The 13,052-nt window shown below is 71.9% G+C and carries 3 protein-coding genes; all 3 read left to right on the forward strand.

What is annotated here, in order from left to right:
• A partial coding sequence (locus A3IC_RS56310; protein ID WP_040877133.1) for a hypothetical protein occupies positions 1-641 on the forward strand: 641 nt, incomplete at its 5' end.
• Between the two features lie 2,105 nt (positions 642-2,746).
• Entirely contained in the window at positions 2,747-3,505 is a 759-nt protein-coding gene (locus tag A3IC_RS73615) for a DUF6603 domain-containing protein (protein ID WP_425387358.1), read from the forward strand.
• 2,497 nt (positions 3,506-6,002) lie between these two features.
• A complete protein-coding gene (locus A3IC_RS62600; RefSeq protein WP_425387359.1) occupies positions 6,003-9,344 on the forward strand; it encodes a DUF6603 domain-containing protein in 3,342 nt (1,113 codons plus the stop codon).
• Positions 9,345-13,052: the final 3,708 nt, after the last annotated feature.

Below are 13,052 nucleotides of genomic sequence, written 5' to 3' on the forward strand. Positions count from 1 at the left end.
CGCCGGGCCGGAAACCGGATTTCTGGCTTCGCTCCTATGCGCAGACGCGTACGTTTCCCGAGTACGTGGCGGTGTGGGCTCTCCAGGCGGATGGTGCGCCGGACGCGGACAAGCCGACATTCAGCGTCAAGGCGCAGAGCCGGCCCGCCGGCGACACCGCCCCGGTGTTCTGGTGGACCGACCCCAGCCATTTCTGCTATCGGGCCACTCCAGGAACCCAGGCACCCCCCATCTGGACCCTCCTCGGACTCGGTACGGGGGCTGTGCGTGTCGGTATCCGTCGCACCGTCCTCAGCATCCAGACGCTCAGCGGGTTCGCCACCCCCGGCGGCACGGAATACGCCCTGCAATTGTGGGAGAAGGACACCGGCAATACCTTGCTCGCCTACTGGCCCCGCGCCGGCAGCACCGACGGCCGCAACCCGGAGTTCTGGGTGTTCCGTAAGGGAAAGACGCCTGCGGACGCCGGGGAGTGGTTCAGCTTCGGCACCCGCGAGAACGCCGCCGGCGCGGAGGAGTCGCTGTGGGTGGACAGGGTTTCCCCGCCCAAGCGCAACACCGGCCCGGTCTTTCGGTGGGGTCCGGCGGAACAGACGTATCTGGCTCGGCCCGGCGTCCGGTCGTCGCCGGCACAGACCTGACATTCCGGCGGACGAAGGGGAACATCCGTATGGGTATGCCGGTTTCCGAGTTGAGGAGCATCCTTGACTCGGCATCGAAGGATTTCGTGCTGTCGGCCGAGACGCTGGATATCGCGGACGCCGAACCGTTGTTCACCGACTACCTGGGCGGTGACCTGGACTTCACCGAAGCCACCGGCGACAGCGCCGGGCTCAGCGTCTCGGGGGATCTCGCCCTGCCGGGCGTCGAATCGGGGCGGGTACCGGCGATCGCACGATTCCTGACGGACGACGACGGTCTCGCCGTCATCGGCGTCGAGGTCGTCGCGACGTGGCCGACCTGGCAGATCGATCTGCCCTACCTCACCTGCGACCTGAGCTCCCTGTCCGCCCTGGGGTTCGCCTCCGCCGCGCTCGCGCTGCTGGCGGCGCCGAACGAGGAGGGCGTCCTGTGGCCCGGTGCGATGGCGGCCCTCGCATTCGCCGGAGCGGGCCGCGCCGAGCACCTGCTGATGGCGCAGCAGGAACTGACCGGGGTGTGGCGCGTGGTCGGGTACTTCGCCGACCGCCTCACGTTCGCCTCGCTGACGTCGCTGGCCGCGCTTCCCTTCGTGGACGCCGAGGTTCTCGGGGATGCCGCGCTCCCGGACGAGATCCAGGACATCCTGTCCTCGCTGTCCCTGGTCAGCATCGGCGGCGCCTTCGACACCCGAACCGGACGCTTCCGCGAGATCACGCTCGACCTGCGCCTGGACACCTCCGACTGGGCGGTTCTGCCGGGCGTCCTGACCCTGGACGAACTACGCCTGTGGCTGCACCTGATGACCGCCACACCCGCACCCGCCCCGGGCGGCGCCGGCTGGCTGGCCGCCGCGGGGCCGCTCGAATCCGGGCCACCCGGTGGGGGACTCGCGGCTGCTCCCCTGCTACGGGGCGGACTGTCCGGGCGATGCCGTCTCGACGGCGGATATGTCCTGGAGGCGGCGGCCACCTTTCCCGACGTCTACCTGACCGCGTCCGTGTCGAATCCGACCGGTGGCGCTGACCTGATCGGTGATTCACTCGAGGGGACCGGCCTGCCCGCAGGTATCGCCCTGCGTCGTCTCGCGGTGGGATGCGCGCCCCGATCCGGCGTGTACACCCTCGCGCTCGCGCTGGACACCAACTGGGAGTTCGCCCCCGGCCTCGAACTCGAGCAGTTGTCGCTACAGTTGACCCACGGTGGCGCGGCCACGGACGTGGCCGTGACCGGGGTGGTCGACCTGGACGGTGTGCCGCTGATCCTGGAGGCCCGCAAGGGCCCCGACGGCTGGGCCGTCGCCGGGAGCGCCTACGGCATCGGCCTGGACGCGGCGGCCGGATGGTTCGCCACGACGTTCGGCGTGCCGTTGCCGGGTTCCCTCGCGGGCCTGGAACTGACCGAGGTCCACGTCGCGGTGAACTCCAAGCCGGCCGGGTCGGTGACCCTCACCGGGACGCTTCCGTTGGGCGACGCGGGCAACCGCGCCGCGTTCACCCTCGACGCCCAGGTCGCCAGGGACGCCGGCGGGAAGCCGAGTGTCACGTTCGCCGGTTCCCTGGACCTGGATCACGGCGGCACGGGCACGGCGTGGAGCGCCCGCTGGAACGCCACGGACCGGGCGGTGCCCCTGTTCGCGCTGCTGGCCGCGGTCGGTGTGGACGGCATCGACGCGGCGGAGCAGGTGTGGCCGGCCGCACTGCGGCCGGCGCTGCGGTCGCTGGGGATCGTGTACGACTCGGTGGGCGGCCGCACCGTGTTCTCCGCCGCCGTCGACCCCCTCCGGGTCGTGGTCGCGTCCGGGCGGGACCCGCAGGGCCGCCGGGTCACCGCCGTGCAGGTCGTGGTGGCCGCGGAGACCGGATTGTCGTCGCTGCCGCTGCTCGAGGGCATGATCCCGCCCGCCGCGGATCTGATGCTGCACGGAATCCGACTCCTGTACACCTCGGCCCCGGTGCCCGCGCCGCTGTGGGCGGGCCTGAACGCGGCGATCGTCGCGGCCGGGTCCGAACTGACCCTGCCGGCGCTGGAGCCGGGCGCCGGCGGCCTGGGCGCGGGCACGTGGCTGGCGGTCGACTACACACTCCCCGGCATCGCGCGATCGGTGATGTCGTTCCAACTCGCGGGCCCACGCCCGCCGGGCAAGCCCCCGGCCCTGGAACCCGCCCGAACCTCCTCACCCCCGCAGCCTTCCACCGCCCCCGGCGCGTGGCTGGACGTGGGTCGCGCGTTCGGTCCGTTGCACGTGGCCAGGATCGGTTTGGCCTACACCAAGGGCACCGTCTGGCTGATGGTCGACGCGTCCCTGTCCGCCGCGGGGTTGACGATCGGCGTGGCGGGACTGGGCCTGGGCATCGACCTGAACGGCGAGGGCTCGTTCCCGGTGCGGACCCGCTTGGACGGGTTGGGCGTGGGCTTCGAACGCCCACCGCTGCACGTCGCGGGCGCCCTGGTCAGCCGCCCGAACCCACCCGAGTGGCCGGTGTTGGTCCAGGGTTCGTTGACGGTGGAGTTGGCCCCGAGGTTCAGTGTGTTGGCGGTCGGCGCCTACCAGAAGTCGCAGACCGGGGCGGTGTCGTTGTTCGTGTTCGGGCGGGCGTCGGTCCCGTTCGGGGGGCCTCCGCCGTTCCACGTGACCGGGTTCGCCCTCGGTTTCGGCTACCAGTNGTTCGATGTATTGCTGCAGGGTCATGTGCCTGGTCTCGGCGGCCTGGCGGGCGGCGTCGGCCGCGTCCTCGTCCAGGCGCACGTTGAGTTGTGTTTTCGCCATAAGTCGATGCTAGCAAATGCTAGCAGGCGTGTCGTGGGCACCGACGGTCACCCGCGTGGCGAGCCTGCGGACGGTGGTGTGTCGCCGGCGTCGTAACGTGCCCGCCACCTCGTTGGTTGAAAGCGCGGTGGACTGTCGCTGCGTGAGGTGTCGGCCGCCGGCTCCGAGGCCGTGCGCAAGATGCCGGTCCGCGCCCTGCGCGAATCGCTCCCCGACATCGTGAGGATCGGGATGTTCAGGGACTCGGCCTTGGCGCGTTTGGACTCGGCCTTGTGTCGGGCGACGACGAGCGTGGTCTTGGCGGAGACGCCGGATGCGGCCCGGCCGCCAGGCCGCTCGGTGGGTCCGTTCATCTCGCTACGGGACAATTCCGCCAGGACCCCGGTCACCGTGCCGGTGACGACGACGGCTTGGCCCGCCAACGGCTGTCCCACCGCCCATCACCTCCCCGACACCGTGGATCCGGACTCGTCATCGTCCAGCTGATCGTCTGCCCTGGACTCGAGCGCACTGCCGATGCCGGAACCCCGAGCCGACCGAGTCCGGACGAACCGGCGGCGTGAACGTCCCGGGTGGGCNGCGTTGATCCGGTCATGTGTCGGACAGTTCCGGTCAGCTTCGCTCGGTGGGTTCCCGCCTGGTTGGTGGCGTGTCAGGATCCGGACGTGCCAGGGGTCGGGGCGTGGGGTCCCGGGGGCGCGGTGGGTGGGGTCGGGTTCATGGGTGCGATGTCGGGGCGAGTGGTCGTCGGTGTCGCGGTTGCTGGGGCGCGTCGTGGCGTGGTGTCGGCGAAGGGGAACCCGTGAACGGGACAACGGCATGGAACCTCATCTACTCGGGGCGGCGTTCTCCGCCGTACACGAGGAAGCTGGTCGACGAGAAACGCGACCCGGCTGATCTGGACAAGCTCAAGCCCGGTGGCATCGAGCTGAGCCGTCATCACGTCATTCCCGACGCCTCGCTGCGCGGGTTCTGGAACACGGTCCTCGAGAAGGAGTTCCCCGAGGACTCTGGCGCCCCCACGCCGTTGACGACGGCGTTCCTGGATCTGGTGCGTGTCCTCGCCGCCAAGCGCGTGCCGCCCGCGGGTTATCCGGGGATGACGAAGCCGAACGATGATTTCGTGGAATTCGCCGCCGGGTTCACGGCGTCGAAGTACCACCACGACCCGGACGCGTCGACCCCGGACGGGCTCGACGATCTCCTCGACCTGTTCGCGTATCTCCCGGCGAACCTGTTCATCGGACCCGACGGCAAGAATCGTTCCGACGACCCCGGATCCAAGCTCGAGGAGTACTGCGGGCCCGTCGTCGGAGCGGAACGCTTCGCCTTCCGGAAGAAGACGTTCGGCCACCTGACGAAGTACCTCGCGGACCCGGACCGCTTGCAAGCGGAAGGGGTCGCGTTCGCGAAGGCCTACCGGGAGATGGCCGAGGCCACCGAAACGACCGAACCGTGGGATCTGAAGGCAGCGCAGTGGAAGCCGGGCGCGACTGCGGGCAAGTTCGCCCTGGCCACCCACCCCGGCAGCGCTGTCGCCCCGGACGTGCCGAAGCCGGCCGCCGTCGAGGCGTCCGACGATCGGATCCCCATCGGGGACGGCGAGTTGGTGCTGACGGTGTGGTTCGAGGAGGACGGCCACCGTCACCGGCGCGGCAGCCTGGCCGACATCGCGATGGACGACGTCCTCGCCTGGATCACCCGGGAGTGGGGGCCGGTCGACGTTCCCGAAGGCCTGCGCGAACTCGTCCTGTACCGGCTCACCCTCGACATCTGGCAGGACCCCGGGGCGGAGGAGTGGCAGTTCACCGTGTCCGCGGCGACGACCTTCGGAGGTCTGGCCACCGACCTGCTCCTGTACCTGCGCCGCGTCACCATCGGCACAGGCGGCGCAGGCAGCGAGTTCTCCCTGACGGCCGAGGCCGGGTTCAAGGTCGGCACGGGCGAGGACGAGTCTCGGATCTGGTTCCTGGGGGAGGTCTCGCGCACGAGCGGTCCGCAGAACGCGTGGGCGTTTCGGGGCACCTGGGCCGCGGACGAAGCGGGCTTGACCCTGTCCGTGCTGGGTGAGGCCCTGGGGTGGGCCGGCGCCCGGGAACTCGACGAACTCCTTCCCCCGGCGTTGCGGCCCGAGTTGCGGGAGGTGACGCTGGTCTACGACTCGAGGACCGGGCCACTGATCGGGGCCCGGTTGGCGACCGTGACCGTGGTGGCGGCCGCCGTGCGTCCGGAGCCGACCGCGGGTTTGGTGTGGTGTCTGCAGGTCCACACCGCGGTGGACGCCGGCCTGGGGGACCTGCCGTTGCTGAGCGGAGCGCTCCCGCCGGCGGCGGATCTGCGCCTGGTGGCGATGCGCGGTGTCCTGACGTCGGAGGCGTTGACCAAGCCTGTGCTGGATCAGCTCAACCAAGTGGTCACGGCCGCGGACCTGCCGCCGTTCCCCGCCGCTCCGACGACCCCGACCGACCCGGGCGGGGGCCTGGGGCGCGGCGGGCTGCTGACGGTGGACTACGCGCTCCCGGGCGCTCCCGTAGCCGCCCTCGTCGTGTCACTGGGCACAGCGAAGCCGGGCGCCTCCTCCACCCCGGTCGCGATGTCGGCTGCCGCGGGTGGCACCGGTGCGGGTGCGTGGTTGGACGTGGGTCGCGCGTTCGGTCCGTTGCACGTGGCCAGGATCGGTTTGGCGTACGACAAGGGCACGGTGTGGCTGATGGTCGACGCGTCCCTGTCCGCCGCGGGGTTGACGATCGGCGTGGCGGGCCTGGGCCTGGGCATCAATCTGAACGGTGAGGGCTCGTTCCCGATCCAGACCCGCCTGGACGGGTTGGGCGTGGGTTTCGAACGCCCGCCGCTGCACGTCGCGGGCGCCCTGGTCAGCCGCCCGAACCCACCCGAGTGGCCGGTGTTGGTCCAGGGTTCGTTGACGGTGGAGTTGGCTCCGAAGTTCAGTGTGTTGGCGGTCGGTGCTTATCAGAAGTCGCAGCACGGGCAGGTGTCGTTGTTCGTGTTCGGGCGGGCGTCGGTCCCGTTCGGGGGGCCTCCGCCGTTCCACGTGACCGGGTTCGCCCTCGGTTTCGGCTACCAGTCGAGNGTGCGNGTNCCNGAGCAGCACGAGATCGGATCCTTCCCGCTGGTGGCGGGCCTGGACGACGAGGACTTCCCGTCGGACCCGCTGCAGGTCCTGGCGCGGCTCACNGGNGNCGAGAATCCGTGGGTGAAACCGACCCAGGGTCAGATCTGGCTGGCCGGGGGCCTGGACTTCACCTCGTTCGAGTTCGTCCGCACCCGCGTGCTCCTCCTCCTGGAGGCCGGGAGCGACCTCACCCTGGCGTTGATCGGCCGGGCGAACGCGCGTTTCCCCNANACGGGNACNGCCTACGCCCGCATCGGTGTGGACCTGCGGGTGGTGTACCAGTCCAAGCGGGGTGAACTCGCGGTCACCGCGCAGCTCGTCGACTCCTNCGTGATCGANCCNGCGTGTGTGCTCACCGGCGGGTTCGCGTTCTACCTGTGGTCNGGNNNNAGCGCGTACGCGGGGGATTTCGTGGTCACCGTCGGCGGCTACCACCCCGACTACAAGGTGCCCGCGCATTTCCCGGTGGTGCCGCGGTTGGGGTTCTCCTGGTCGCTGGGCNCGGTGAGCATCACCGGCGGGTCCTACTTCGCGCTCACCCCGAACGCGGTGATGGCCGGCGGGATGCTGGATGTGCGGTACCGGTCGGGGAACGTGGAGGCGTGGTTGACGGCGAAGGCCGACATCCTCGTCCAGTGGGCCCCNTTGAGTTTCCGCGCGGGGATCTCGATCAGCGTGGGCGTCAAGGTCAAACTGTTGTTCACGCTGCGCGGCGAGTTGGGCGCGTCGCTCGACTTGTGGGGGCCGCCGACCGGTGGCACGGTCACCGCGAAGTTCGTGTTCATCACCGTCACCGTGCGCTTCGGAGCACAACTCCCGAGTCCACCCCCGCTGACCTGGTCCCAGTTCGCCGCGCAACTGCTGCCGGAGCAGGTCCCGTTGACGGTGACCGCGCTGACCGGCCTGCTCTCCGACGCCGACGCCGACCCGGAACTGCGGGCGGCGCGGGTGGAGGCGGGGGAGGAGCCGTGGCTGGTGGACCCCGCCGCGTTCTCCTTCGCGGTCGCGACCGTCGTGCCCACCAAACGCGTCCGCTTCGACACCCGCCCCGACGTGGGCGAGAAGGGCGTCGACATCCGCCCGATGGGCAAGACGAACCTGGACGGCCTCCTGCACGTGCGCGTCGAATACAAGCCNGCCGACGCCGGCCGGCACGCGGCGTGGCGCGCAGTCCCGGGCCTGGATCGGTGGATCGTCGAACCGCAGTACGGGCGGGTGCCGTTCTCGGTGTGGGGCGACCCGGCGGTCAAGGCCGAGGACGCGCTCAAGCCCGGCCACGAGGCCATGCTCACCCACCTCACCGGCCTGCACATCACCGTGCCCCCGCACCAGGTCAACGGGCAGGACCTCGGTCCGATCGCCGAGAGCGACCTCGCCTGGGAGACGCTCGACCCGGACGCCCCGAACCCCCTGAACCCCGCCGACCCGCCCGCTGGCTCCCCGGTCCGCGTCCCGGCACCGCCCGGCACGGGTGTCGCCGTGGTTGCCGACGGCCTCGCCACCTTGTCCTCGGCCGCCGCCCGCACCCGCNTGCACGGCGCACTCGGGGCCCTGTTGGGGCACGACGACCTTCCCAACGGCACCCTCGGCACATACGCCGAACAGGCCGAGACCGTGGGCCTGGACGCCGACCCGCTCCTGCTCACGCACGACACCGCACCGCCCCCGCCCGAGTCGGCCCTACTCGTCCTGGACGACACCACCGCCTCGGTACTCGCCGTCGATCCCGACACCGGCACCCTCCTGGGGCGCGCCCGCGGACTCGCACCGGGCCCGTACCTCGCCTGCGCCACACCCGACGGGACCCGCCTGTACATCGCCGGCACCTCGGCGAGCCGGCTCGACGTCCTCGACAACGCCACCCTGCGCCCGGGCCCGCCACTGACCACCGACCTCGGTGCAAGGCCCCACGTACTGACCCTCAACCGCAACGGGACACGACTTGTCGCCGCCCGCCCGGCGCCACAGTCCACCACCGCCGTGTCCATCGACCTCACCGGCGCCCGCGAACCGGTCACCACCGACGCGTACGAATCCCAGATGAACCGGATCGACGCGCTGGCCGTGGACGCCGAGTCCGGGCGCCTTTACGCCGTCGAGACGAACACCGGCAAGACCGCCGCGTTCGACACCGAGACCGGCATCTACATCGGGCACGTCCCGGAACCGGCGGCGCCCCTGCGGGTGTCGGCGGTCCCGGGACAGGACGTGCTGTTCGTATACGGCTCCGAGCAGGGCGGCAACGGGATCGTCCAGGTCCGCCCGCGCCCCCCGGCATCGAAGTACTACGAGCCCTACCGCTTCCCGAAGAAGGGAACCGCGAAGGCCATGCTCGTCGACACCAACAACCAAGCCGTCCTGGCACGCGCGTTCACCGACGGCACCGGGCACCTGGCGACGTTCGCCGTCCAGAACGGCACCCCCGGAAGCACACGCCTGGTCTCCGACGTCCCACTCGATACGGCGCCCCTGTCCCTGGCCCTGGACCCGCGCAACCGCCGTTGGGTCCTGCACGCCGAGTCCGTGTCGGTCGTGGACGGCGCCACCCCGCTCGGCACGCTCGCGCTCGACACCACGCCACTGGCGATCGCCTTCTCCGCCGACGCCGCCCAGGCGTACCTCGTGTGCGCCGACACCACCATCGCCGTCGTCGAGATCGGCGACACGGGCCCACACCTCGTCGACCGGTGGAACCTGCCCGACGGCACGGTCGCCTCCGCCGCCCTGTTCACCCTGTTCACGGCCGGCGCGTCCACCCGGACCGCGTTCACGCCGTCCGCCCCGGAAGGGACCGCCCGATGACGGACCAGCTCGACGACCGCGCACCGCTCGCGGATCCCGGCTTCGTCCTGCGGTTCCAGGACAACCGCGAACCCGCCGTACCCGCCGGCAAGTTCCGCATCACCGCCACCCAGTCCGTCACCGACCTGGACACCGGCACCTACCTGGACCCCGTCCACGAGGACTTCGAGATCCGCGCCCCACAGTTCGCCCTCGACCCGGAANTGGTCCACGCGGTCAACCCCGCACCGCATGCCGCCGCGGACTTCTCCACCACCCTGGCCCACGTCACCCTCACCGACCCTCTCTTGCCCTGGAAACGCCACCTCGCGGAAACCGATCGCGCCGAGCCCACCGCACCGTGGCTGGCCCTGCTGCTGTTCGCCCAAGGCGAGCTGCCCGACGACCCCGGGGCGGACGCTGCGACCGTCGCCATGACCGCACGGCAACTCCTCACCGACGCCCCCGGCATCCGCCACCCCGGCATCGGCCACCAGCAGATCGAAGGCGACCCCGACGCGCCCTGCGCCACGATCGACATCCCCGGTGACATCTTCCAGACCGTCGTTCCGCGCACCGACGAACTGCGCCACCTCCTGCACGTGCGCGATGTGCGCCCCGACCCGGGCCTGCGTGGCGAACAACTCGCCGAGGGCGAGTTCGCCGTCGTGGTCGCTTCCCGCCTGCCCGACCGCACCATCGAGACCCGATACAGCGCCCACCTGGTCTCCCTCGAAGGCTGCCGATCGATCCTGGCCGACGCCGACGCCGGCACCCTCACCGCCCACGTGCGCATCCGCCTCGCCGCACTCCACAGCTGGGCGTTCACCAGCATCCCAGCCCCCGGCGGCGGCTTCCCCGGACGCGTCCGCAACTTCCTCCGCGACGACAACGACAACAAACGCGACCTCCTCCTGCGCCTGCCCCAGACCCCGCCCACACCCCCGCCCGGCGTCGACCCCGCCGCCCACACCGCGGCCCACGACCGCCTGGCCTCCGGGCACCTCCCGCTGCCCTACCGCGTGGAGACCGGCGAGGTCACCTACGCCTGGTACCGCGGCCCGTTCACCGCCGAACCCGCCCAACCCCTGCCCCCCACCCCCGAGGACGGCTGGACCAGCGCCGCCCAACTCCTGGCCTACGAACAGGTATGGGGCATCTTCGACACCAGCCGCGCCGCCGCCTGGACACTCGGGCGCGCACTGGCGCTGGCCGACGCGGACTTCACCGCCATGCTCACCGCCTGGCACGCCAAGGCCCGCGCCCGCGCCGCCGCCATGGCCCAACGCCTCGCAGCCCCCAGCCTGGACGCCGCCCGGCCGCCCACACCGCACGACACCGCCGCCGAGGCCCGAGCGGCCACCGGCACCGACGCGACCCTCCAACCCCGAGCCGAAGCAGCCCCCAACCCCGACCCCGACCCCAAGGCCGAGGCCGGGCCGGCCGCGTTCGCGGCCCGGCAGGCCCGCGCGCTCGGCCACCGCCCCTTCGGCACGCTGCTGGAGGCCCTTGTCGCGGACGGCTCCGCCGCCCGGGTGCTCCGCGCGGCCACCCACCCCGCCGACGCCCGCAACGCGCCGGTACCCGCGCCACGGCGCCGAGGCGCGGTCGCGGGCCGGCGCGGACAAGGACGGGCCGCCCGCGCGGCGAACCTGCTCGCCGACCCGCCGGCCGCGTTGCGCACCGCGCTCGCCGACCTCCTCGCCCTCGAGGGCGCCCCGATCGTCGCCTGGCTGGACCGCCTACGGCTGCTACACGGTGTGCCGTTCGCCGACCTGGTCCCCGACGAACGGATGCTGCCCGCCGAGTCGTTGCGCCTGTTCCACGTCGACCCCGGCTGGCCCACCGCCCTGGCCGCNGGGGCGGCGGGCATCGCCATCACNGGCGACAACGACACCGACATCACCCACATGGCCGCCCCCTGGGCCCACGGCGGCAACGCCGACCCGCCCCGCGCCGGCGTCCTGATCCGCTCCGCCCTCGTCCACGAATGCCCCGGACTCCTCGTACGGCCCTACCACGGCCACGAACCGACNCGCNNNCCGATCCGNGTGCTGCGCCAGGACACGCTCGCNNCCGACGTCCTGCTCGTCCTGTTCGCCGACGTCCCCGACGAGATCGAACTCGCCGAACCCCCCGAGGGCCTGTCCTTCGGCATCGACACCGCCCGACGTCCTGCTCGTCCTGTTCGCCGACGTCCCCGACGAGATCGAACTCGCCGAACCCCCCGAGGGCCTGTCCTTCGGCATCGACACCGCCCCCGGCGGCATCCCGGTCATCAGCCTGCGACGCCTGGACGCCCCTGTCGCCCAAGGGATCCCCGGCGAGGCGTTCCCCACCCCCGCCGGCACCAGTGGACTTGACGCGTACCTGCGGCCCGACCCCTCCGGCAGTCCGGCGATCCTGGACCTGCGCCCCACGGACCCCGCAGGACTCCTGCGCGCGCTCGGCGCCCGATTGGCCGCCCTCGGGCAGCCCTCGGCCGCCGCCTTCGGACCGGCGGGCCTGGCCGTGCAACTCGTCAACACCCCACGCCGCCANCTCATCACCCGCACGGCCAACACAGCGCAGCCCACCTCGACGACGGGCAGGGACACACCGTGACCGACCCCCGAAACCCCGCCGCGACCCCCGGCGGCCCCGCCATCGCCGCAGCGGCGGAGCAGCCACTGGTGGTGCCCATGCGGGTGGAGGCGCTGACGGTGAACGCACGGGTGCGCCAAGCGGAGGTGTTCCAGCGCTGGCAGGCGAACTACGCGCTGACCCGACTGCACCTGTCCCCGGAGCCTCCCCCGTTCTCGAACACCGACCTGGGCTTCAACGCCGACCCCGACCGCGAGGGCGTCTACCTGCACTGGCAACTCCCCGAAGCNCTCACCGCCGGAATCGACGAGACACCCGACCCCGACCCCGAGCACGACACCGGGAAAGCGGACGGGGGAGAGGTCGGACCGGAGTTCCCCACGGTGCCCAACCGATGGCTGGTGGTCCGCCAGGCCGTCGCCACCAGGCCAGAGACCCGCACCGAGAGCGGCTGGATCGTCGAGAGCGACCACCTCGACCCCGAACACGGCGCCAGCCCCTACCTCCACCCCCACGACGGCAGCCTCACCCGCATCGGCCGCCGCATCGANCTGGCNACCGGCGGCTGGACCGAGCCGGGGACCCCGNCCGGCGGCATGTTCCTCACCGCNGTNGGCCCCGGCCTGNCGACGTTCGCCGCGTACCAGCCCTACAACACCGACGTGTTCTCCATCCACGACCGCCTCACCGACCTCGACCCCACCCTCGAATGGCGCCTGAACTACCTCGTCGCCGGCTGGTACAGCGACCCCACCAGCGACCCCCTCACCGGAGNCCTNNNNGCNCGCNTGGCCGCCCTGAACTGGGTCGCGAGCGGCACCGCGCCCGCCTCGGCCCGCACCCTGTGCCACGGCACCGTCCCGGACGTGCGCTGGCAGCGCGTNGGCGGCGCGATGCCGGCCTCCGACCGCCCCGACTACGTCACCGTCGCCCTCGGCAACACCACCGCACACGCCACCGGCGCCCTACGCGAACACGCGGCCCACCGNGCGGGNGAGCCACCGGACGTCGCCGCCCTGCTCACCGCGCTGCACGCCGGTGNGCTCGACCTCCTCGACGAGGCCGACGGCGAGTTCTCGGCCGAACGCGCCCTGCACGCCTCCTGGTTCACCCCCACCCCCGCGGGCCACACCTGGGTCCTGGAAG

This window comes from Embleya scabrispora DSM 41855 (assembly GCF_000372745.1).
GTDB classification, from domain to species: Bacteria; Actinomycetota; Actinomycetes; order Streptomycetales; family Streptomycetaceae; genus Embleya; species Embleya scabrispora.